We start from the raw sequence: 21,911 nt of genomic DNA on the forward strand, positions 1-21,911 counted from the left end.
CACAACAAAAAAGCCGACCTCCTAAGAGATCGGCTTTAATAACATAATTATTCAGCAGCTTTCGCGCGAAGAACCATTTGTAAGATACCACCGTGACGGTAGTAGTCTACTTCTACTTCTGAGTCGAAACGAGCTAAAGCTTGGAAAGTTTTAACTGTACCGTCTTCAGATTTAGCAGTAACTGTTAAGATATCACGTGGTTTTACGTTGTCAGTAATGTTTACAGAGATTTCTTCTTTACCTGTTAAACCTAGAGAATCAGCAGATTCACCGTTTAAGTATTGTAAAGGAAGAACACCCATCATTACTAAGTTTGAACGGTGGATACGCTCGTAAGATTGTGCGATAACAGTTTTCACGCCAAGTAGGAATGTACCTTTCGCAGCCCAGTCACGAGAAGAACCCATACCGTAGTCATTACCAGCAAGTACTACTAAGCCAGTACCTTGCTCTTGGTATTTCATACATGCGTCATAGATGTACTCTACGTCGCCTGTTGGCCAGTAAGTAGTGAATCCACCTTCTGTACCAGGAGCTACTTGGTTACGGATACGGATGTTTGCAAATGTACCACGCATCATAACTTCGTGGTTACCACGACGAGAACCGTATGAGTTGAAGTCACGGATTGCAACACCGTTTTCGATTAAATATTTACCTGCAGGTGTATCTTTACCGATTGCACCAGCTGGAGAAATATGGTCAGTTGTAATTGAGTCACCGAACTTCGCCATAATGCGTAAGCCGTCTAAGCCTTTAATAGCTTCTGGCTCTTTAGCAAGACCTTGGAAGAATGGTGGGTTTTGAATGTAAGTTGATTTGTCATCAAATGTGTATAGAGACTCAGTTGATGTTTCAATTGCATTCCATTTTTCGTTCGCTGTGAATACAGTTTCGTATTCTTTTTGGAATAATTCACGGTTAACTACAGTACCTAATACTGCGTTAACTTCTTCAGTTGAAGGCCAGATATCAGCGAAGAATACTTCGTTACCATCTTTGTCTTTACCGAAAGAATCTTTTTGTAGGTCGATATCCACAGTACCAGCAAGTGCATAAGCAACAACAAGTGGTGGTGAAGCTAAGTAGTTAGCTTTTACAAGTGGGTGTACACGACCTTCGAAGTTACGGTTACCAGAAAGAACAGACGTTACGAATAAGTCGTTGTCTTTGATAGCGTCTTCGATTTCAGGAAGTAATGGACCTGAGTTACCGATACATGTTGTACAGCCGTAACCTACAGTGTTGAAACCGATTTGGTCAAGGTATGTTTGTAAACCTGAATCTTCAAGGTAACCAGTTACAACTTTAGAACCTGGTGCTAAAGAAGTTTTTACCCATTTAGGAACAGTTAAACCTTTTTCTACAGCTTTTTTCGCAACTAAACCAGCAGCGATTAATACGTATGGGTTAGATGTATTTGTACAAGAAGTGATTGCAGCGATTGCTACAGCACCTGTTGGGATTTCTACATCACCTTCAGCAAATTTAGCTACAGAAGTTTTTTCGAATTCAGCTTCAGTTAAACCGAAACCTTGAGTACCTTGTGGAGCCACTACTGCTTCTTTATAACGAGAACGCATTTCAGATAGTGGAATTAAGTCTTGTGGACGTTTTGGACCAGAAAGGTTTGGTTCGATATCAGCTAAGTTTACTTCTAATACGTCAGTGTAAACTGGCTCTAATGATGGATCAAAGAACATGTGGTTAGCTTTTAAGTAAGCTTCTACAACCGCGATGTGCTCTTCGTCACGACCAGTTAAACGCATGTAGTTTAATGATTCTTCGTCAATTGCGAAGTAACCACATGTAGCACCGTATTCAGGAGCCATGTTAGAAATTGTTGCACGGTCAGCTAGTGGTAATTTAGATACGCCAGGTCCGAAGAACTCAACGAATTTACCAACTACGCCACGTTGACGTAATACTTGTGTAACTTTTAATGCTAAGTCAGTTGCAGTCGTTCCGTTTGGAAGATCGCCAACTAATTTAACACCGATAACTTCAGGAATTGGGAAGTATGAAGGTTGACCAAGCATACCTGCTTCAGCTTCGATACCACCAACACCCCATCCAAGAACGCCGATACCGTTGATCATTGTTGTATGTGAGTCAGTACCTACTACTGAGTCTGGGAATGTTTCGAATGTACCGTCTGTATTTTCGTTTACGTGTACAACTGGAGCTAAGTACTCTAAGTTTACTTGGTGAACGATACCAGTTGCTGGTGGTACAGCACGGAAATTATTGTAAGCAGTTTGAGCCCATTTTAAGAAGTTATAACGCTCAGCGTTACGTTCGAATTCAAGGTCCATGTTTGCTTGTAATGCAGATGCATTACCATATTTGTCAACTTGTACTGAGTGGTCAATTACAAGGTCAACTGGAATAGCAGGGTTGATTTTGTTTGGATCTCCGCCCATTTCTTTCATTGCTGAACGAAGAGATGCAAGGTCAACTACTACTGGTACACCAGTAAAGTCTTGTAATACTACGCGAGAAGGTTTGAATGGTACTTCAGCTTCTGGATCAGCACCGTTACCCCATTTTGCTAACTCGTTAACGTGCTCTTCTTTGATTACATACGCATCATATTGACGTAAAACAGATTCTAATAATACTTTGATTGAGTAAGGAAGGTTTGAAACTTTTGCAACGCCAGCTTTTTCAATCGCAGCTAAGTCGTAGTAATTGTAAGTTTTACCATTAACTTCGAATGATGCACGGCTGTTGTGTAAATTACCTTGTGCCATTTGCGGATCCCCCTAAATATCTTTTTGAAAAGGCCTAATGTAAAGCATCTTTTCTCCACCACCCATGATAGCGTATTTATATTCATAAGTAAATTACATTAATATTATCTTTTTCAATAAGTATTTCTTATGACATTGAATTTATTTCGTTTATTTTACATGAAAGAGCGAATTTGTGACGAAAATGACATATTTCGGCCTAATTTATTGTGAACATTTCTTAAAAAAATATTCATATATAGTTTTGAACAATAGTAAAACTATTTGTTTGCTATAAAAATACAAGGAATATATCCTTAATGCACCAAATTCTGAGAGAAAAAGTTGGTGTTGCAATTATGTTATGTTGGTAACTGTTCATTTGTAACAAGTGATTTCAACCTAATACTTAGCTTTTGGATTTGATCCGTTGTAGTCGTCATCATTTCAAGCATTTGGTGTTCATCCTCTACTGAAAGTAAAATCTCACCTGTAGAAGCTGCATTCTCTTCGGTCATCTCATTTAGTTTTTCAATTTGTTGTTGAATTTTTTCAAACTGCTGGATAGCACTACTTAATTCATTCATACCATTTGTTAAATCTGTATTGGTCTTTGCATAAGATTCCTTTAAAACATTGAAAAAATGGCTGACTTCCTGCAGTAGGCTTTCTCCATACTGTAAAGCTTTTTCTCCTTCACTTGATCGATGTTGTGCTTCCGTAGATTTTTCAAATAACGTTTTTGTTACATTTGTAATGCTAACAGTAATAGCAGCACTTTCTTCAGCTAATTTTCGCACCTCATCTGCCACAACAGCAAAACCTTTTCCTTGCTCACCAGCTCTAGCTGCCTCAATAGCAGCGTTTAACGCTAATAGATTGGTCTGCTGCGCTATATGATGGATTCCCTTTAATAACGTATCAACGGTTTGCAAACTATGCTGTAGCGCTTGTACTGTATCAGCAGTTGAGCACATCGCATTGTTCATTACACCCATTTGAGCCATCGCTTCTTGCATTTTCTCCCAACCAGCTAACACTTCCTGTTGTAGATCACTTGATTTAGATACAGTATCCTTTGATATTGTAAATGTTTTATTTACAAAGTGTACTGATTGCTTCATAGTGCCGTGAATCAATTGTAAGCTTGATGCCTCTTGTTGAATACTTGCTGCAATATCTTCGGTTGCTTGAAGTATTTGCTTACTTGATCCTGAAATATTATTCATATTTTGTTGAAATAATGTTGCATGCTCATCTAGTTGATAACTGCTTTGCTCAATTTGATTGAAGGTCGCCTGTAGCTGTTCAAGAGAAATCCTTACTTCATTTTGCTGGGCAGCTGCATGTGTAATAAGCTCATTCCCCCATTTCGCAAGTAGGAAGAAAACGATGATTACCCCATTTGTAATAGCTAAAAGTGTAACGAATACAATAATATCGTTAAATGGCCCTAATAACGATTCTGATTTAAAGATATATAAAATAACAAAACAACTGTTTAGTATAACCCCATAAGCGACTATTAGCTCCTTTTTAAAATACAACGCAATAATAGCAATTGTACAAAGCAAAATATAATGTTTGTTTAAAGAAAAGCTATCAAGTAAAAACAATGTAAAGACAATACATGTAGGAATCATGCCGAATATAAAACCTTTAACATATGTACTAATTGGTAAAAAGTAATTACATATAGCTAAAGCAATTACCGCTAGACCAATGAATAAAAATACAATACCTTTCGAAAGAATCATTGGACCACATATAAGAATGGCCAAAATTGAAATGATTGCTAAATTAACTTGATGAACTTTACGTGTGTCATAGCGGATATTTTTCTCCATTATATCATTCTCCTTTTTTAAAAATGAATGGACATTCAGTTTGTTTTTCCATTATTATATAGTATAACTACTATTTTTTGTAGATAAAAAAGGTATTTTAGAGAAAAAATAGGTTTTTTCAAATTAGGAGGAGATTTATTTAATGGAGCGAACACAAAAAATAGCGCCAAACTTTTTTTGCATTGATACAAATGATTTAAATAGAAAGGAACGTACAAGTGCCTATTTACTGATTGATGAAAAAATTGCTTTAGTCGAGACATCAGCTAGTCCTTCTGTTCCCTATATAATAGAAGGTTTAAATGAATTGCAAATTACATTAGATGATATTGATTATGTCATTGTTACACATATTCATTTAGATCATGCGGGTGGAGCGGGACTTTTTCTTCAAAGCTGCCCAAACGCAAAGTTGGTTGTACACCCGCGTGGTGTATCGCATATGGTTGATCCAACTCGTCTAATTGCAAGTGCAAAGGCTGTATATGGTAATGAATTTGAGCGCCTTTTCGACCCCATAGTGCCCATTGCTCCAGAACGTATTATTGAAGCCGGACATGGGGATATATTGTCATTAGGCAGCCAACAGCTAACGTTTTATCATACGGAAGGTCATGCAAAGCACCACGTATCGATGCATTATTCTGCTACGAACGGATTATTTGTAGGTGATACTACGGGGGTCAGATATCCAGAGATGGCAGATGAAGCAATTGATTTAATCATCCCTTCTACCTCCCCAAATCAGTACGACCCTGAAACAATGGAAAAATCTATTCAATTATACGAGGAACTAAATGTACATGAATTGTATTTCGGTCATTACGGTGCCTATCAAAATCCTACTGAAGCTTATCGGCAAGTACGCTACTGGACACCATTGTTTTTAGCTGAAGGTGAAAAGGCACTAGCAACATCTGATATATTTACAGAACAAGTTAAATTGTTAGATAGTGGATTGCAAACGTTATTACATCATTTTCTACAAGAAAATGGTATAGCAGAAAGCCATCCTGTCTATCAAACGATTCCTTATGATACAATCGTATCGGCTATGGGTATTCTCGATTATTTTCAAAAAAAGAAAAACGTCTAACAAAATAAAAAATAAAAATCTGCAATGTTTCTCCATACTAATTCGAGAAATTTTGCAGATTTTTTACGATAGTCATTGATTATTTAAATGCTGGAGCACAGAATGAAAATCCTGTTCCTCCCCTATTGCTCGAAAATTTCTAAATGGGTTACCTACTTGTTTGATTCGCTCAATGATTGCAGGTATTGTAAAGTGTTCCGGTCTTAGCTGTTCATTTACTTCGTCCCAATATAGCGGTGTAGCTACTAAACCCATTGGATTACCACGAGTGGAAAATGGTGAAATAATAGTCTTTCCTTCCGCATGCTGAATATAGTCCAAATACAATCGGTCATTTCTATTTTTCTTTAACCGCTCAATTGTATATAATTCGGGTTTTTGCTCACATAAAAAACGACTTACAAACTCTGTAAATTCTCGAACTTGCTCATACGAAAAAGCATTATACGGCAATGGAATGTAAACTTGTAAGCCTTTGCCACCGGAAGTTTTAATGAATGACTGTAACTTAAAATAATCAAATATTTCTTTTAAGTGGCGTGCTCCACTTACCGCAAGTGGGAATGCCTCTACCGAAGGCGGATCTAAATCGAAAACGATTTCAGTCGGCTTTTCAGTGTCTATTGTTTGAAAAGGAATGTGAAATTCTAACGCAAGCTGATTTCCTAGCCACAATAATGTTTCAAGATTGTTGCATAGAATCGCATGATGATCACTAACTTTCTCCGTTGCGACAAATTCCGGTAGATTGTCTGGACTGCTTTTTTGATAAAAACTCTCACCAGGTACCCCGTGAGGAAAACGAATTAATGTCAAAGGTCGTTGGTGCAAAAAAGGCAGTATAAAAGGTGATATCAGGTGTAAGTAGTGCAAATAGCTATCCTTTGTAATACCGATTTCTGGCCAAATCGGCTTGTTTGGATGTGTTACTTGTACACTTTCAGGTATCGGCATTAGCTGTCGTTGCATTTGTTGCCAATTACATTCCTCAGGATCCATCTCTAATCGAAAGGCATGAAATCGTGGCTCTCTTAACTTTTTTCCATCAAAATCTATACATGCAATATCAACACAGATGGATGGTTCTAATTGCCATGTTTCATTCTGTTTGCGACCATTTGCTTGGAAAAACGCGATGAGTGTATCTAACTCATCATTTTTCATACCATGTCTAAAAACAACAACTTCCGTTAATTCGCCCTGTCGCTCTACACAACCATGAAAATAACCATTTCCTTTATCAAATTTGGTGACAATCACCGTAACAATTCTCCAATTTTTTACCTTCATCCATTGCGTGGAGCGTACATCTTCCTGCCATTTACTCGTTTTTTTCTTCGCAATAAGACCTTCGCCATTATTGATAGTTATTAAATGCCATAAAGTTTGACTCGCCTCGAAAACATCGATTGCTTGCAAACGTCGGTTCTCTTCATAATTAATAGTATTCGGTAGCTTCAAATTAGTAAAAAGGGTCGCTAGTTGCTGTTTACGTGTCTTTAAATACCGATTTGCTTGACTTTCCCCTTTAAAATATAGTAAATCAAATACAATATAATGGCATGGAAAAGATTTTACGTGTGCAGCAATTACTTCTTTATTTTGCATTCTACCTCTTTGTTGTACGATCGAAAATTCACTTTTATAGTCGTTCATTAAAAAGACTAGTTCACCATCAAATGTTAATGGTAAGTATGCTTTTATTTGATCATAAATAGTTTTACAATACGCTATAATCTCAGGAAATAAATGATTAAGAACATTACCATTTCTACTTATTAATATAGGTTCTTCTTCAGCCCACTGTAAAATACAGCGAAAACCATCGTATTTTGCTTCGTAAAACCACTCTTCTCCTTTTGGTGGTTCAATTGCTTCTGTTAATAGCATTGGTTTCATGATGCACACCTACTTTCTTTTTTCGTCCAGTAGTGACTATTTCTATTTAGCATACATAAAAATCATCAAAATATAACATAGTAAGAAAAACGAGGTGACAACATGCATACAGTTTGGAAAGGCAGTATATCGTTTGGACTTGTCAACATTCCTGTAAAATTACATGCAGCTACAGAAAATAAAGACATCAAATTACGACAGCTTCATAAGGAATGCCATACACCTATTAGCTATAAAAAAGTTTGTGAGGGCTGCAACCAAGAAGTTACAGATGAAAATATAGTGAAAGCATATGAATATGCAAAAAATAAATTTGTCGTTCTTGATGAAGAAGAAATAGAAAACTTACGTAAAGAAAATGAAGATAAGGCAGTTGAAATTATAGATTTTGTTAAATTAGGAGAAATTGATCCTATTTATTTTGAGCGTACTTATTTTTTATCACCTGATACTACTGGCAGTAAAGCGTATGCGCTATTAAGACAAACATTAGAGGAATCAGGTAAAATCGGTGTTGCTAAAATTATCATTCGTTCAAAGGAACAGCTTGCAATCGTTCGTGTCTATCAAAATGCGTTAGTGATGGAAACAATCCATTTTCCTGATGAAGTACGAAGTGTACAAGATGTTCCAAATATTCCGAGCGAGCCAACGATTGTTCAAAAGGAATTGGACGCTGCGCTAATGCTTGTCGACCAATTAACAACTGTATTTGACCCTGAAAAATATACGGATGAATATCGAAATGCCTTGATGGAACTCATAGAGGAAAAGAAAACGACAAATTCAGTTTCTGCAAGCGATAAACGTCCTCTACCTGATAATGTCACCGATTTAATGTCAGCACTCCAAGCTTCATTAGATAAAACCAAAAAACCAGCAACAAGAAAAAGAGCAACCAAAACGAAGAAAAATGCGTAATGGTCGCTCTGCCTAACGAAAATAAAGGCATCGAGAAAATTATTCTCGATGCCTTTATTATGCGCTCATGCCGTTGGAGAAAATATGATGTTTCTTATGTGAAAATATAAATAAGAAAACGTACGTTTGCCGTTTGTGATACACTAAAATGAAAGGAGGGAGTGTATAAATGACCAACATAAATATCGAAGAACGAATGAAACATTATCGTGTGCAAGGGTTAAGTTTATTGTTTATTGAACATGGCCACATCAGTAAAATAGAACACCACGGGACGCTTGAAGCAGGAACGCAACATCAAGTAAATGACCATTCTATTTTCAATGCATGCTCAATTAGTAAATTTTTAACTAGCATGTTAGTGATGAAATTAGTAGAACAAGGTTACTTAAATTTAGATGAGGACGTTAATGAAAAACTAATAGCGTGGAAGGTACCCGAAAATCCATTTACGAAGCACAAAAAAGTAACATTACGTAACTTGCTATGTCATCAATCAGGGATTATTGACCCTGCTAATAGCTTTCCCCCATTACACGCTCTTCAAGCGAATCCTTCAATTGTAGACTTGTTAAATGGCAAAACTCAATACTGTCAAAGTCGAATTGAAGTGTCATATGAGCCGTGGCATGAATTTCATTATTCAGATGCGGGCTTTTGTATAATTCAGCAATTAATCGAAGACGTTATGAAACAATCATTTGACGCTATTATGGACGAACTTATTTTTAAATCGTTAAACATGGAAAATAGCACTTTTTCTACAGCTATTACAAATTCACAAGAAAAAACATTCGCTTGTGGTCATCATCCAAATGGAGAATTAGTTGCAGGTAACTATCCAATATATCCTTATCCTGCTGCTTGTGGCTTATGGACCTCCCCCACTGATTTAACGAAATTACTGCTAGAATTTATGAATGCTATAAAGGGGTATAGTAAAATTGGTATCTCTGCAAAGCTTGCCAAGGAGGCTATTCAACCACAAGGTGGCAAGGCATGGACTGGCCTAGGTTTATTTCTTGATGGCTCAGAACATGAAGTTGAAATTTCCTCTCTTGGGTGGGGGGTTGGATTTCAATGCATGCTCGTTGCCTATCCGTATTTAGAAAAAGGATTTATTATTATGACAAATACAGATTTAGGTGTTCATCAAATGAAAGGAATCATTGGTGAGCTATATAAATCGTTCATGTCTTGCACATGAAAGAGCATGTTAGCCAACACGTGCTCTTTCATTTTCAATCTTTATTTTAGTCAAATTGCAGCTCTTCTATATTAACTGTTAATTTATTGCGCAGAACATATAAAACAGTTATCCCAATTAAGAAAGTAAGGAAATCCCCTATAAAAATTGACCAAATAATCCCATGGAACCCTGCAATACTACTCATTATAAATAGGATTGGTATCATGATTAGACCCTGTGTAAGGGACATAATCATCGCTGCTTTTCCTTGCCCAGTCGCTTGGAAAATTCCGATGATAAGGAATGTAAAACCAGTGACAAATAATGAAAGGAAAATTACTTTAATAACATAACTTCCTAGTTCAATTAACTGTGAGTCTGTCGTAAATATACCAACTAAGTGATTACCCGTTAAAAATACAAGTATCGCAAATATTGCTGCGAGAATCGCTACGGTCATACTCGTAAATTTTATCGTTGATTTCATACGTTTTTTGTTTGATGTAAAGTTGTAGGCAATCAGTGGTACAACACCTTCACAAAGTCCCATAATAATGAGCTCTGGAAATTGCAAAATGCGTTGTGAAATACCATAAGAAGCAACTGCTGCGTCGCCATAACTAGCCGCAAAATTGTTGAACACCAATGCTGTTAATCCCATTAAAGCACTCATTAGCGCAATTGGAATACCAATTTTCAACACTTCAAAAACTACTGATTTTTTGATTTTAAAATATTTAATTGAAAAAGTTAAATACTCACTTTTACGGATTATATGCCAGCTATAATAAATTACCGCTCCGATGTTACCAATAAGTGTCGCTAATGCAACACCTGGGACACCCCAGTGACAAGCGAAAATAAAAATAGGATCTAAAATTAAATTAATGGCAACACTTATAAACATACCGACCATTGATACGATCGCAGAACCTTCAGCACGTACGATTTGCTCAAGTGAAAAGTTTAATATAATAAATGGTGAACCAATTAGCATTACTAAAATGTATTGCTTCGTGTAGTCAAAAGCAGCTGCACTGGCTCCTAGCCCTGTTGTAATGCTATTAGTAGCTACAATCCCTACTAGCATGGCGATAATTCCTAAAGCAATAGAGGCGTAAAATGAAAAAGATGATACTTCTTTTATTTGTTCAAGCTTTTTTTCTCCGAGCAGACGTGAAATAAATGTACCGCCCCCTACTCCAATTAAATTCCCAAGTGCCATTAACACTGCAAGGATAGGAATTGTCAGTGTAATAGCTGTCATCATAACTGAGTCGTGTAGTAAACCGATAAAATAGGCATTTAATATTGTATAAATGACACTGACAGACATTCCGAGCATCATTGGTAATGAGAAATGAGCCACAGCCTTTGCAATGGGCGCTTTCTCAAAATAATATGTGTTCTCCATATAAAATTCTCCTTTTTGATAAATCGTTAGATATCTAACTAAATAAGCAGAAGAACTGAATCAATCAGCCTTCTTAATCTAAGTTTTTAATTATGCGGTTTAACAATAATATAAGCTGTTCTTTTTCCTCTTGTGAGAAGCCCTTTGTCATCTCGTCATCTAGCTCTTTAAAAAACAATTGAAAATCCTTAACGATTGCTATGCCCTTAGGAAGCGGTCGAATAATTTTACGACGTTCGTCCGTTAAATCCGTCTTACGTTCAACTAAACCTTTTTTCTCAAGATTCGTCACAATACTTGAGATAGATGAGCCTCTACGTTGAAAGACGTTCTCCATATGTTTTTGCGTAATGCCATCTTCCATATGTGAAACTAAGTAATCTAGAGCATGCCCCTGTTCAATCGTAATGTCGTACGATTCGAGCTTTTTGTCTCCCCGCTGCTTCATTTGATGACCAATCATACGAATTTGAAATTGATAATTGACTTCTTTCATCGTATCACCTTTTTCAATTAGATTTTCTTTTTAGTTAGATTTCTAACTAATAATAAAATATCGATATATAGAAGTCAAACATTTTAGTTAGGAATCTAACGAATTGTCCGAGTCTCGTTTTCCGAAATTTATTGGCGATTCCACATAGTTTATCAGCGATTTCTCACGTTCTTCCGACGATTTAACCTATGCTATCGGCGATTTTAAGTTCAATCATAACAACTTCACGTAAATATCTCCCTTTGGATATCAAACCATTTTATGTTAACATTTACAAAAACACATATAAGAGGAGATCAATTATGGCGACCATTGAAGACTTTATAGCACTTGATATTCGAATCGGTACGGTTACCCAAGCAGAAGAACTACCGAAAGCTCGTGTTCCAGCGATTAAAATGAGCATTGATTTTGGAGAAACGTTAGGAATTAAGCAATCCTCCGCACAAATTACTAAACGATATACACCAAATGAAATCGTTGGTAAACAAGTAGTAGCAATTGTCAATTTCCCCCCTCGTCGAGTAGCAGGCTTTAAATCAGAGGTTCTAGTTATCGGCGGCGTACCGATTGAGGGAGATGTTATTTTATTAACACCTGATCAAGCAGTACCAAATGGCACTAAAATTAGTTAAGCAACTATCTAGCTTTACTCTAACTATTACAAAAGATTTTTTATTCTATTGCACAAATGGCTATTTCTTTAGAGCTTCATCAGCATATTATTAGTAGTGTAAAGCTTAGATAGGCTTACAAAAACTCTCCTGTTTTGGGGTCACTTTCTATATGGAAGTGACTCTTTTTTGGATTTTAGCCTATGTATTTTTCGACTGTTAGTATGCTGCTAAAAATCGGTCAAAATTTAGAGAGCAAAGCCTACTTTCTTCCTAAGAATTCAATTATGTATGAAATTATGTTAGACTTAAAATTTAGTGCACATAGACATCTACATATTTGGTTGTCTTTTTTAGTAAATTTACAATAAAAGAATTGAGAATTTAAAGCAATAGTAAATAGAAAAGGATGAATTAATTGCGTAACATACAAAGTGAGAGAAAATATATATACACATATGTACATCACGTAGACGAATATGATCTATGTAGAATGGAGATGCGTGCATTTTTCAACCTCGATTCCGAAGCAAACTTTATTATAAGCAACGTTGAAGTCGACCCTAGTCGTAGTCCTTTTATAGAAGAACGACTTGAAGTGCTATATGAAGAAAACAGTATCGACAACATCAAGAAATTAGTCAAACATTTCATAATAGATGCGAAAACCTATAAAGTTGTTTGTTTAAATACGTTTGATATTGGTAATACGAAGAAAATTGCTCAGCCTGAACGCCGATTGCTAGAACGTGAATTAGGATTACTTATTGAGGGAGAACCGGATCTTGATTATCCAGAAGTGGTCTTTGGAGTTATTTTAATAGATGGCAAATGGTACTTTGGTATACATAGCAAAAGTGAATCCATTTGGCGTAAACATTTACACAAGCCACATAGTTATTCAACGGCACTTAGTACAAGAGTAGCTCGCGCTGTTGCAAATATCGCGGTTCCTCACCCTCAAAAGATTCGGGCAATTGATCCATGTTGTGGTATCGGGACGGTCATCATCGAAGCACTTTCGATGGGAATGACGATTGAGGGACGAGATATAAATCCCCTTGTGTGCAAAGGATCACGAGAAAACATTGCTTATTTTGGATTACAAGGCAAAATCACATTAGGCCCTATTTCAGAAGTAACGGAACACTATGATGTAGCTATCATTGATTTACCTTATAACTTATTTACACATTCATCCCGCGAAGATCAATTTGAAATTGTAAAACATGCTCGCCGAATTGCCGAACAAGTTGTTATTGTGACAATTGAAACAATTGATGACTTACTAGCAGATGCCGGATTGGTTATAGTAGACAGATGTATTGCTAAAAAGCAGCGGTTTTTACGTCAAATTTTATTGTGTAATTAACAGATTAAATCAAAAGGTTATACTATTCGAGCTGATTTTTTGCATCAGCTCGAATAAACTTAGTATGTCACCCTACCCTTTATAAATAAACGATACAGCCTCTTTCCTCTAATTCCTCTAACCACGTTGGTATGTGTAATTCATGATTCCAACGTAGATCTAGACGTTCTAATCCTTCTATATCCAACAAAGATTTCGGTAATTCTGTAAGTAGATTGCTGCGTAAATCAATCTCGATTAAATTTTTTAATTGTCCAATCTCTTCTGGCAATGTTGTCAATTGATTGTGCCTTACATTTAATCGTCTTAGTTTTAGACAGTGCTGTATCGATGAAGGGATTGCTTGTAATTGATTTTCTTCCAAATCCAACACCCTTAGTAAAGCTAATTCTCCTATATTTGCTGGAAGTGCAGTAAGTTGATTATTTTTCAAATGCAATTCTTTTAAATTACATAAATTACCAATTGTTGTCGGCAATGCTGTCAATTGATTATTCATAATCCTGAGCTCTACTAGTTTCGTTAATTGCCCAAGCTCATTTGGCAAATGTCTTAATTGATTATCACTAAGATTTAAATATTTAACTTTGACTAGTTTGGCAATTTCAGATGGGATGGATTGGAGCTTATTGTTATGAAGATATAAATAATCCTCCATATTATGAAGCTGGCCAATTTCAGATGGGACTACATCCAAGTTATTATGTCCTGCGTCTAGCATAACCAGTTCTGTTAAATTCCCTATCGCAGCAGGCATATGACTAATTTTATTAACCGATATATTTAATGTTTTTAAGTTTTCCATGTTGTAAATCGCAGCAGGAATTGTTGTGAATGCATTATCAAATAAGCTTAAATGTGTAACTGCTTCTATTGGTACTTCTATATTTGGTAACGCATTTAAATTCATATGGTGGAAGTTTAGTTTCATTCGTTTTTCTCCTCATTTGTTTCATAGTCATTAATTAAAAATTAAATGTAAATAATCGCCGTGGCCTCGAATTAGTTCCACCTCATCTTTTGATGAAATCCAAAAATAATGGAACATTAGCCCAGCTTCTTCCCCTTCACCTGTTGGGGCATAATCCCATTCATCTGGTGTTTCACATACGTGTATTTTGTAAAAAAATCGATTATGTATAATACCATCATCATTTTCCCAAAAGTCTTCTGCAAGTAGCTTTTCGACTCTGAAATCTTTCAGTCCGGTTTCTTCTTGCATTTCCCTAATAGTGGCATCATTAGTACTTTCTTTCGGCATTACAGTTCCTTTAGGAATTTGTATGCCCGCTTCCAAAATGGAATGTCGAAAAACTAACACTTGTATTATATCTTCATTAACTCGGCATATATAGCCATAAGCTTTTTTTATGGGCAACATTAGTAACCTCCCTTATTTGCTTCTTAATGCTTCATTGATTGCCCAGCTTTGATGTTCATGGAATAGTATTTCTTGTGCTTCATTCGGTTCTACCCATTTTAGAAAATGACCTTCTTCTATTGGAGCGGCCCATAAGTAAAAATAGCCATCCCTAAGATAATATTTAAATTCATTTGTAGAATAAAAATATCTCCTTGCCCGTCCTACAAAATGCCCCACTGTTATAACCATTCCCATCCCTTCAAGTGCCTCTCTTTTCAAGCATTGCTCATGGATATCATTATTTTCTAACCCGCCACCTGGAGAAAACTTGCCATCACTTGTTTGAATAAGGGCAATTTTATCTTGCTGATGATTGAACATTAAACAATAGACAGCTGGTCTCCATATGTAATCTATTCCTTCTTCCTTTTTTCCAAACGTTTTAATATCCATGATTATCTTCTCCTTTGTTCTTTTTCACATGAGAACATTAAAAAAAGCGGAATTCTCATTCTACGTTGAAATTCACTTTCACTACTAAAATTTTCGATTGTCGGCATGCCTTCTCGCATATCCCTCATTGTAAATCCAGCATGCTTTAAAAGCTGAAAATACTCTTCAACTGTTCGATGATACTTCACAATATTTTTATTTATCCAAGGTTCTACTCTTTTACCACTATTAAAATAATCATCGACAATCCAATCTGTCTTAGCGGCTGAGGGCACTGCACTTTTACATGAGGAAGTTAAAATAGGATGCTGCACACTAAAGATAAATTTTCCGTTTGATACTAAAGTGTTATAAATAGCTGAAAAGATGCCTTGTAAGTCTGCTAAATAATGGAGTGCTAATCGTGAAATAACGATATCATATGTTTCTGTTGGGAAATTCCATTCTTCCATTGCAGAATAATAGACATGGCCGGTTGTTGTTTGAAGATTTTTACTAGCTTCTCTCACCATATTTTCTGATCCCTCAACACCATCATAGTGAATACATCCTTTTTGTAGAAGCTCCACACCAAACTGAGCATCACCACAGCCTAAATCTAACACCTTTTTCCCATTAATATCACTCATCAGTTCTAATATAATCGGTTTTTCAATACTATTATTCGGACTTTCTATACGATTTCTTCTCGTTAAGTAATCCTTGAAAAACGTTGCATCGTCGTAAGCTGCTGCACCACTGTATTCCATACGATTCACTCCTTGTAGATTTTCACTAAAATCATCATACCTTATAATAGGTAAATATTGTTTATAGAACCGAAAATATAAAGAGCACAAATTAGTTCTCACTAATATGTGCTCCATTATTTTATTTCGCTAAGGATTGTGCTTCTCTTTTCTAATTTTCATCATGATTAAGGTCATAATAAAACCAATAAAAATGACAATCCAATTATTTAAAGCAGAAAAAGAAAATATTTTTGAAATGATAAAAAACACAACAAAATATGCGGTAATTATAAATGAACCATGCGCTGTTATAAATGAACCGAAATCTCTTCTTTTTTTCATAAGAAAAAACGCCACATCCTTTACTTACAAACTGAATCTTTAAATTTAGGTACGATAATGGTAATACTCCAAAAAATCTTGACAATACTTAAGTAACTTAAAACTAGTAAAACCTTAACTATGTAAGTAAATCGCACAACGTTACTAACTATTTTGTAAATATGAGAGACTTTTCTTTAGATCTCACTAACATTACTGATTTTACACCTTAACTTACTCTTTACCTGTGTTCATCCTCATGAAACAAACCCCTTTCCGCCTTGTTTGCAATCAATTGTACAGGCCTAATGCCTGTTTTTCATTCGAAAGATCGTATTGTACCTCTTGACGCAAGTAATTGCCTCTGTAGCACGTCCAATTTCTAAGCTTGCATGTTATCAAATCACTTTTCCAGTAAAATTATCTTGCATAGTTTCTTCCGATGAAATACTAAAAGACTGCAAAAAGAATAAAAGTAGCTCCTGTAAAAATTAATAATATTCCTAAGCTAATTATCCAACCTAAGTAATTATCCAAGCTTAAAAAACTAACGAAAGTTACTAAGTAAATAAATATTCGCTTTTTCTTCGATTGCTCTTTCACTAGTTTCAATTGTTCCTTAAACTCATAATATCCTACTGGAATCAAAATAATTCCAATAATAATTGCTATTATGCCTATAGTTATAAGATTCATCATCTATTTCCTCCAATCTAATTAAAATAGAAAAAACGGAATATTCGCTAAACCAATACTTTACTTATATAAATATCATATAAATTACTATAAAACAACAAATTTACGCAAAAAATTAATATTTACAAAATCTTATTTTTTGGTAAAATCAAAAAAAAAAAGTTGAAACATCAATGTCCATAGTGTCTAATGTAAAATCAACTTTAAACAGTTGGAGTAACTCAGACATAGTAGAAAAAGAAATTGGCAAAAAATCAGCTTTAGGTGCTGCTATAGGCGGTGCTACTGGATATGCAGGTGCTACTGTTTTAAGCACAGTTAGGGGAAAAAATAAGGTATTACCTAAAGTTGGAACCATTGGTGGTGCTGTAGTTGGAGCACATATTGGAGCTATAAATGGTGCTATTACAGGTTCTGTAAAATATGCTATAGGGAATACCGCTAAATTTTTTGGATTAACAAAATAAATAAAGGGGTATTCTACTTTGTATATAAAAAAATTATTTTATGTGAATTTGTGAATGAAAACTTTGAAGCAGTTAATGAAAAATAAATGAAATTCAACAAAATATTACCATAAAATTCCATTGGGTAAATTATATAATGGAAATAAATTAATTATAGGTATTTATGAAATACCCATTATCGGAAAAAAAAATATAGCACCTAGATATGCAGTAGCCGGGATTGATATACCTATGTTAATGGAAGAAGATCAAAATGGATTTTCTGAAAAATGGGGAGTATTGATTGAATTAGATGAGCAATTAGAACAAAGAGATTTTGAATTTAAAAAATATAAAGACTATGATAAAGAGTTGAAGTCAAGAATAAAAATAAACCCTACTTCAGCTTTGGATTGGAAAGTATAGATATTATATACTATCTAAAGACTTTTAGTAGCGATGGGAGTTAATTTCTATTTTTCATATAACAGAAAACGAAAATTAAAAAACACGCAAAAAATTCCTAACAACGGTTTTTGCGTGTTTTTTGTTTCCTATTTTCACCTATCACGAAACTTGAAAAGGTAAAAATAGAAAAAAGGGATATTGTTTCTTCTCTTACAAATATTCAATATGACTAGTAGCTAAGCTAACAATTTGAATGAATCATATTTTTCTACTTCATATGAGATGCTTATTGGAGTACAAACTAAATTTGCGCCCCTCAACCCTTGATATATAAGCATTTACCGCTCTAGCGAAATATTTTATGTTCATAGAGAAAATCATAAGAAAGATCGACGAATAAATATTCGTGTTCATTGATGGCAATGGAAAACGTCCGAGTAATTTCCCCTGTCTCGATATCTCGATACAGTTCTGATATTTCCCCATTTTGATCATTACGCATTTTAATAATCGTTTGCAGGAAATATGGTCGCCAACTCCAATTTTTATTAATAGCGTTTGGCTGTAACTCCCATTTCCCTTCTAAACGCATAACGTTGGGCGTTAATTGGAAACCATCCTCATTACAAATGTATAATCGGAATGAATAATGATCTAATAGTTCTGCTAAATGCTCTAATTGTGAAATATTATCGCTAGAAGGTTTTACACGATGAACAATTGCCTCTAGTTCTTCTCTTAATTTCTTTAACTCGAAATATTGGGCCTCAAGCATTTTCTTTTCAGAAGTAATAAATTGCTGGCATTCTTCCTTAAAACGTTCCTTTAATATATCTTTCTCCACAAATGTCTTTGCAGCATTTGCTAAATAAGAGCCTTGATAGAAGCGTCCTCCATTTTTCCAAGCAAATTGCAATTGATAAACTGTGCCAATCCCTTCAAACAATAGGTTTGCGCCTATTTTATAAGCCAAACTTCCAATTGCAGAAATCATGTCGGATTGAGCAGACCACGAATCATAATTCAAATCGCGAATATTTACCTTTAAAATTTGAGGTGATAATAATGCGATATGCTCTAAATGGCTTTCAGCTCCTACTTCCTGTACAGCTATTTTTACACCAAATGTTGTAAAATAACGAAGTGCATGGTGTAGTTTATTGATATCACCTAAAAACCGATGCTCGGAAACCACCAATACGATGCGGTGTAAGTCATCTTCGCCAATATATTGTTGAATAATATTAAAGTGACTTTCACCGAAATCTTGCATTAACAAATTCGGATTACTAGGAATATAAATATCAATGTCAGATGCTATTGTGTCTATTTGGGTTAGTGCTGCGTGCAAAATTTTATGTTCCATATCAATACGATATTCTTCTGGAATATCTTCATTATTAACAAAGTCTTTTAAGTTAATTTGCTGTCCTTCTATTTGTAACTGACCGGAAATTTCGTAGGCAATCACCGTATGCGCATCAGCGCTAAATATAGGTTGAAAATACCCATGTATTTGATCTAAATTAGTTAACACTTCAATTGCGTCCATTGTCGAAACCTCCATACTTGAATAATCATTATTATTCAAAAATAACATTACATCTACAGTTCATTTTATGAAAAAGCTCTCTGACTGTATAATAGTGTGTTTATAGGAATTTCGCAACTTCACATGCACAATTTTTGGCCAATAGCCAATCACTTTAAATGGTCACTAATTCTTTTTCTTGCCGTTTCGGTGCTATAAGTTCTGGCAGACGCACCCAGCTCAATCCAAGCGTACCCTCTCCTGCATGAACGCCAACACAAGCACTCAATGGCAGAACACGAAAAGTAATAAGAGGATAAGCTTTTTCTAAAGTTGCTTTCCAAATAATCGCGCCTTCTTCATTATTGCAGTGAATAACTGCCACCTCTGGGATAATACTTGATTCCAAATCGTTGCTTAAAAGGTTCTCCACATATGCTTTTGCTTTTGTTGCTGCGCGTACTTTTTCTTTCATAACAACTTTCCCATTTTCAAAAGAAATAACGACCTTTATATTTAATAGGTGACTCAAAAATGCCTGTGTTCCTGAAACGCGACCACTTTTATGCAATTGTGATAAGCTTGCCGGGATAAAGGATAGCTCACTATGATCAGCAAGTTCATTTATCTTTTCAACGATTTGATTTGGTTCGAAACCTTCTCGCTCTAATTGCTGACCCAGTTCAATCATTTTCATCATTGGAAATGAGCCGATTTTTGAATCGATTGGATATACCTCAAATTCCGCTTGTTGTGCTGCTGTGAAAGCGCTTAAATAAGTGCCCGACAAATGTTGCGAAGTATGAATAGCAATAGCACAGGCATAACCCTGCTGCTTTAACGATTTATATAACTCTACCACATCACCAATGGCAGGCTGAGATGTCTTTGGATGTGTTTTAGTAGTACGAAGTTTGTCATAAAATTCATCATGTGTCATATCAACAGTTTCGCGTAATACACCTTCGTCAAAAACAATATTAAGTGGTAAAACGTGAATTTGATTGTCCTGTATGAATTTTGCATCTAACAATGCTGCTGTATCTGTAACCCATGCTATTTTCTTTTTCATTAAATGCTGTGCTCCTTGTCTATTGTAAAATATTATTATCCTTATAGCTTATGCAACTATACATAGACAGAACCGTGATGAATAGTGACATTTATCATAATCAGAAAATTTATTTACATTGTTCGACATTATTCCGACAATATTCGCAAAAAAACAGTATTCCAAAAAGTATGTAGTGTTCACACTTTTAGAATACTGCTATCGCTTATTCATTCGTAAAGAAATACCAAACTACAGCTAGGACCATCAACGATAAAAGAACTGCAATCGTTACACGTAGTGGTGAAATCGGAGCATCTCCTCCTACACGCCCCGTTTGACCATTCACCATAAATCTAAAAATTTTATCTTTATATCGGAAAGAAGAAAGCCAAATTGGTAACATTAAATATTTATATGTAATGTCATCATGTGTTGTAGAGAAGCGCACATTGGACACAACATCTGCAAACTTCTCCATACGAATTTTTGAAGTAATTTGTGCATTTAAGTGGTCATGAATTTCTCTCTTTGCTTGACTCCATCCATCCTGTAACCCAATGCTATATCGCTCTGACAGAAAACCTGCCACATATTCTGGCTTATAGGATTTATTATTCAGTAAGTTAAATGGCTCAATTTTACGCATCATTTGACGATCATAACGGGTCGTTGCACTTATTAAATGATCATCTATAAACTCCTGGTAAAAACCACTTGTAGAATACCAATCTGTTACAGTCTTTTGATTGCCATCTTTGTCAGTTACCGTACGGTGTTTGCCATAGCTTGCTGAGTAGCGTGAGCTTGTTTTTGTATCAAATGTCCAATACGGTAAATAAACACCTTTAAAAGAATCTGGCCTTGCACTAATTTTTGCTGCTTTCGGCGTAAACCATCTTCCTTTAATCCACTTTTGAAAATTTTCCCCTGCTTGTTTATCTGTTACTTCGAAAGCACATACGCCATTTGGAGCAAGTGTGTTTTCAGCACTGGCTTCCATTACTTGATTTGAGCCACAATACGGACAGCTATCCGCTACTTGTAATGCATCGTAAATTGTTTCAGCTGCACAAGCTTTACAAATAACTGTTTTTTTCTCTACGCCCCAGTTAAAGTTTCCTCGTTCCTCAGCTTTTGTAAAATCCATTTCCTGCGCCACTTTTTCTTGTTCCATTTCTGGTGTAGCAATCTCTGTTTCAAAGCCACAGTAAGGACAAGTCAGCCTGCCAGTTGCTGGGTTAAATTCAATTGATGCACTGCATGATGGACATTCGGCATCGAATTCTAGCTTTGCCTCTTTGACGTTTTCCGCTTCTTGCGTCGTCATC

21 protein-coding genes are annotated in these 21,911 nt (G+C 35.5%); 7 read left to right on the forward strand and 14 right to left on the reverse strand.

What is annotated here, in order from left to right; all coding sequences use genetic code 11:
• Window positions 1-47: 47 nt before the first annotated feature.
• Together acnA and ACIQXJ_RS08040 are read right to left on the reverse strand one after the other, a co-directional pair.
• Window positions 48-2,753, reverse strand: coding sequence for an aconitate hydratase AcnA (gene acnA / locus ACIQXJ_RS08035; RefSeq protein WP_403051869.1), 2,706 nt, complete (start codon window positions 2,751-2,753; stop codon window positions 48-50).
• Window positions 2,754-3,094: 341 nt separating this feature from the next.
• Window positions 3,095-4,579 carry a methyl-accepting chemotaxis protein gene (locus ACIQXJ_RS08040; RefSeq protein ID WP_403051872.1) on the reverse strand — a complete coding sequence of 495 codons (1,485 nt, stop codon included), beginning with the start codon at window positions 4,577-4,579 and terminating at the stop codon, window positions 3,095-3,097.
• A 142-nt stretch (window positions 4,580-4,721) separates the two neighbouring features.
• Here ACIQXJ_RS08040 and ACIQXJ_RS08045 point away from each other — a divergent pair, with 142 nt between their 5' ends.
• Window positions 4,722-5,675, forward strand: a complete 954-nt coding sequence (locus ACIQXJ_RS08045) for an MBL fold metallo-hydrolase (RefSeq protein ID WP_403051875.1) — start codon at window positions 4,722-4,724, stop codon at window positions 5,673-5,675.
• 72 nt (window positions 5,676-5,747) lie between these two features.
• On the opposite strand, the gene ACIQXJ_RS08050 is transcribed toward ACIQXJ_RS08045, so the two are convergent.
• Entirely contained in the window at window positions 5,748-7,574 is a 1,827-nt protein-coding gene (locus tag ACIQXJ_RS08050) for a DNA ligase D (RefSeq protein WP_403051878.1), read from the reverse strand.
• Between the two features lie 102 nt (window positions 7,575-7,676).
• Between ACIQXJ_RS08050 and ku the strand changes: the two genes are divergently transcribed.
• Entirely contained in the window at window positions 7,677-8,495 is an 819-nt protein-coding gene (gene ku, locus ACIQXJ_RS08055; protein WP_403051880.1) for a non-homologous end joining protein Ku, read from the forward strand.
• Window positions 8,496-8,664: 169 nt separating this feature from the next.
• Window positions 8,665-9,702: a serine hydrolase domain-containing protein gene (locus ACIQXJ_RS08060; RefSeq protein WP_403051883.1), complete on the forward strand. Its 1,038-nt coding sequence runs from the start codon at window positions 8,665-8,667 to the stop codon at window positions 9,700-9,702.
• Window positions 9,703-9,748: 46 nt separating this feature from the next.
• Here the strand turns inward: ACIQXJ_RS08060 and ACIQXJ_RS08065 are convergent, their stop codons facing one another.
• Window positions 9,749-11,098: an MATE family efflux transporter gene (locus ACIQXJ_RS08065; RefSeq protein ID WP_403051886.1), complete on the reverse strand. Its 1,350-nt coding sequence runs from the start codon at window positions 11,096-11,098 to the stop codon at window positions 9,749-9,751.
• A gap of 73 nt (window positions 11,099-11,171) precedes the next feature.
• Complete coding sequence (locus ACIQXJ_RS08070; protein WP_403051889.1) at window positions 11,172-11,594, reverse strand: MarR family winged helix-turn-helix transcriptional regulator; 423 nt, start codon at window positions 11,592-11,594, stop codon at window positions 11,172-11,174.
• Window positions 11,595-11,896: 302 nt separating this feature from the next.
• Between ACIQXJ_RS08070 and csaA the strand changes: the two genes are divergently transcribed.
• Complete coding sequence (gene csaA / locus ACIQXJ_RS08075; RefSeq protein WP_403051892.1) at window positions 11,897-12,229, forward strand: chaperone CsaA; 333 nt, start codon at window positions 11,897-11,899, stop codon at window positions 12,227-12,229.
• Window positions 12,230-12,626: 397 nt separating this feature from the next.
• Window positions 12,627-13,580, forward strand: a complete 954-nt coding sequence (locus ACIQXJ_RS08080; RefSeq protein ID WP_403051895.1) for a TRM11 family SAM-dependent methyltransferase — start codon at window positions 12,627-12,629, stop codon at window positions 13,578-13,580.
• 79 nt (window positions 13,581-13,659) lie between these two features.
• Here ACIQXJ_RS08080 and ACIQXJ_RS08085 read toward each other — a convergent pair whose 3' ends face one another.
• From ACIQXJ_RS08085 to ACIQXJ_RS08110, 6 genes are all read right to left on the reverse strand, one after another.
• Window positions 13,660-14,511 carry a leucine-rich repeat domain-containing protein gene (locus ACIQXJ_RS08085; RefSeq protein WP_403051897.1) on the reverse strand — a complete coding sequence of 284 codons (852 nt, stop codon included), beginning with the start codon at window positions 14,509-14,511 and terminating at the stop codon, window positions 13,660-13,662.
• Between the two features lie 30 nt (window positions 14,512-14,541).
• Complete coding sequence (locus ACIQXJ_RS08090; RefSeq protein WP_403051900.1) at window positions 14,542-14,961, reverse strand: NUDIX hydrolase; 420 nt, start codon at window positions 14,959-14,961, stop codon at window positions 14,542-14,544.
• A 12-nt stretch (window positions 14,962-14,973) separates the two neighbouring features.
• The gene (locus tag ACIQXJ_RS08095) at window positions 14,974-15,396 is read right to left on the reverse strand and encodes an NUDIX domain-containing protein (protein ID WP_403051903.1); all 423 of its coding nucleotides are present in this window, start codon (window positions 15,394-15,396) and stop codon (window positions 14,974-14,976) included.
• 2 nt (window positions 15,397-15,398) lie between these two features.
• Complete coding sequence (locus ACIQXJ_RS08100) at window positions 15,399-16,145, reverse strand: class I SAM-dependent DNA methyltransferase (protein ID WP_403051906.1); 747 nt, start codon at window positions 16,143-16,145, stop codon at window positions 15,399-15,401.
• 129 nt (window positions 16,146-16,274) lie between these two features.
• Entirely contained in the window at window positions 16,275-16,469 is a 195-nt protein-coding gene (locus tag ACIQXJ_RS08105) for a hypothetical protein (RefSeq protein WP_403051909.1), read from the reverse strand.
• 429 nt (window positions 16,470-16,898) lie between these two features.
• On the reverse strand, window positions 16,899-17,147 hold the full coding sequence (locus tag ACIQXJ_RS08110; protein WP_403051912.1) for a hypothetical protein: 249 nt from the start codon (window positions 17,145-17,147) through the stop codon (window positions 16,899-16,901).
• 170 nt (window positions 17,148-17,317) lie between these two features.
• Between ACIQXJ_RS08110 and ACIQXJ_RS08115 the strand changes: the two genes are divergently transcribed.
• Complete coding sequence (locus ACIQXJ_RS08115; RefSeq protein WP_403051915.1) at window positions 17,318-17,611, forward strand: hypothetical protein; 294 nt, start codon at window positions 17,318-17,320, stop codon at window positions 17,609-17,611.
• A gap of 120 nt (window positions 17,612-17,731) precedes the next feature.
• A complete protein-coding gene (locus ACIQXJ_RS08120; protein WP_403051918.1) occupies window positions 17,732-18,016 on the forward strand; it encodes a hypothetical protein in 285 nt (94 codons plus the stop codon).
• Window positions 18,017-18,344: 328 nt separating this feature from the next.
• Here ACIQXJ_RS08120 and ACIQXJ_RS08125 read toward each other — a convergent pair whose 3' ends face one another.
• The 3 genes from ACIQXJ_RS08125 to ACIQXJ_RS08135 form a co-directional block, all read right to left on the reverse strand.
• Entirely contained in the window at window positions 18,345-19,550 is a 1,206-nt protein-coding gene (locus tag ACIQXJ_RS08125) for an EAL-associated domain-containing protein (protein WP_403051921.1), read from the reverse strand.
• A gap of 154 nt (window positions 19,551-19,704) precedes the next feature.
• On the reverse strand, window positions 19,705-20,601 hold the full coding sequence (locus tag ACIQXJ_RS08130; RefSeq protein WP_403051924.1) for a DegV family protein: 897 nt from the start codon (window positions 20,599-20,601) through the stop codon (window positions 19,705-19,707).
• A 205-nt stretch (window positions 20,602-20,806) separates the two neighbouring features.
• The gene (locus ACIQXJ_RS08135) at window positions 20,807-21,910 is read right to left on the reverse strand and encodes a TFIIB-type zinc ribbon-containing protein (RefSeq protein ID WP_403054863.1); all 1,104 of its coding nucleotides are present in this window, start codon (window positions 21,908-21,910) and stop codon (window positions 20,807-20,809) included.
• Window position 21,911 lies beyond the last annotated feature (1 nt).

Source organism: Lysinibacillus sp. NPDC097868 (genome assembly GCF_044761135.1).
Taxonomy (GTDB): domain Bacteria; phylum Bacillota; class Bacilli; order Bacillales_A; family Planococcaceae; genus Lysinibacillus.

Bases quoted from the DNA above. Each gene is read 5' to 3' on its own strand.
- acnA (WP_403051869.1), bottom strand. From the start codon at position 2,753: ATGGCACAAGGTAATTTACACAACAGCCGTGCATCATTCGAAGTTAAT.
- ACIQXJ_RS08040 (WP_403051872.1), bottom strand. From the start codon at position 4,579: ATGGAGAAAAATATCCGCTATGACACACGTAAAGTTCATCAAGTTAAT.
- ACIQXJ_RS08045 (WP_403051875.1), top strand. From the start codon at position 4,722: ATGGAGCGAACACAAAAAATAGCGCCAAACTTTTTTTGCATTGATACA.
- ACIQXJ_RS08050 (WP_403051878.1), bottom strand. From the start codon at position 7,574: ATGAAACCAATGCTATTAACAGAAGCAATTGAACCACCAAAAGGAGAA.
- ku (WP_403051880.1), top strand. From the start codon at position 7,677: ATGCATACAGTTTGGAAAGGCAGTATATCGTTTGGACTTGTCAACATT.
- ACIQXJ_RS08060 (WP_403051883.1), top strand. From the start codon at position 8,665: ATGACCAACATAAATATCGAAGAACGAATGAAACATTATCGTGTGCAA.
- ACIQXJ_RS08065 (WP_403051886.1), bottom strand. From the start codon at position 11,098: ATGGAGAACACATATTATTTTGAGAAAGCGCCCATTGCAAAGGCTGTG.
- ACIQXJ_RS08070 (WP_403051889.1), bottom strand. From the start codon at position 11,594: ATGAAAGAAGTCAATTATCAATTTCAAATTCGTATGATTGGTCATCAA.
- csaA (WP_403051892.1), top strand. From the start codon at position 11,897: ATGGCGACCATTGAAGACTTTATAGCACTTGATATTCGAATCGGTACG.
- ACIQXJ_RS08085 (WP_403051897.1), bottom strand. From the start codon at position 14,511: ATGAAACTAAACTTCCACCATATGAATTTAAATGCGTTACCAAATATA.
- ACIQXJ_RS08090 (WP_403051900.1), bottom strand. From the start codon at position 14,961: ATGTTGCCCATAAAAAAAGCTTATGGCTATATATGCCGAGTTAATGAA.
- ACIQXJ_RS08095 (WP_403051903.1), bottom strand. From the start codon at position 15,396: ATGGATATTAAAACGTTTGGAAAAAAGGAAGAAGGAATAGATTACATA.
- ACIQXJ_RS08100 (WP_403051906.1), bottom strand. From the start codon at position 16,145: ATGGAATACAGTGGTGCAGCAGCTTACGACGATGCAACGTTTTTCAAG.
- ACIQXJ_RS08105 (WP_403051909.1), bottom strand. From the start codon at position 16,469: ATGAAAAAAAGAAGAGATTTCGGTTCATTTATAACAGCGCATGGTTCA.
- ACIQXJ_RS08110 (WP_403051912.1), bottom strand. From the start codon at position 17,147: ATGATGAATCTTATAACTATAGGCATAATAGCAATTATTATTGGAATT.
- ACIQXJ_RS08115 (WP_403051915.1), top strand. From the start codon at position 17,318: ATGTCCATAGTGTCTAATGTAAAATCAACTTTAAACAGTTGGAGTAAC.
- ACIQXJ_RS08125 (WP_403051921.1), bottom strand. From the start codon at position 19,550: ATGGACGCAATTGAAGTGTTAACTAATTTAGATCAAATACATGGGTAT.
- ACIQXJ_RS08130 (WP_403051924.1), bottom strand. From the start codon at position 20,601: ATGAAAAAGAAAATAGCATGGGTTACAGATACAGCAGCATTGTTAGAT.
- ACIQXJ_RS08135 (WP_403054863.1), bottom strand. From the start codon at position 21,910: ATGACGACGCAAGAAGCGGAAAACGTCAAAGAGGCAAAGCTAGAATTC.